This window comes from Pseudomonas sp. 2822-17 (assembly GCF_002742485.1).
GTDB lineage: Bacteria > Pseudomonadota > Gammaproteobacteria > Pseudomonadales > Pseudomonadaceae > Aquipseudomonas > Aquipseudomonas cyclaminis.
Genome location: NZ_LJRZ01000464.1, coordinates 1 through 313 on the forward strand (window position 1 = coordinate 1; position 313 = coordinate 313).

Below are 313 nucleotides of genomic sequence, written 5' to 3' on the forward strand. Positions count from 1 at the left end.
GGTAGTCGATCAGGTGGAAGCTGGAGAAAAGGAATCTGTCGAGATAGATATTGAGGAAGAATTTGAGGAAGAAGTTACAGAAGAAGCTACGGAAGATGTTGAAGTGGAGTGGTTATCTATTGCCTTGGAGGATATTGAGGCAGAGAACACATTAACAGAAAACGAAATGGTAGAAATTGCAAAAGACGCTATTGAAAAATATGATGCACATAACTTAGCTACTGACGAAGAAGAGTTGTTAGAACTACTGAAAAAGGGACATTTTAATCCTGATTTTATATTTGGACAGGTGATAAATTCGGTGGAGTTTGGC

1 protein-coding gene is annotated in these 313 nt (G+C 38.3%); it reads left to right on the top strand.

Annotation, left to right across the window (positions count from 1 at the left end):
* On the top strand, positions 1-313 hold a 313-nt coding region (locus AOA60_RS32695), incomplete at both ends, for a hypothetical protein (protein WP_158235040.1).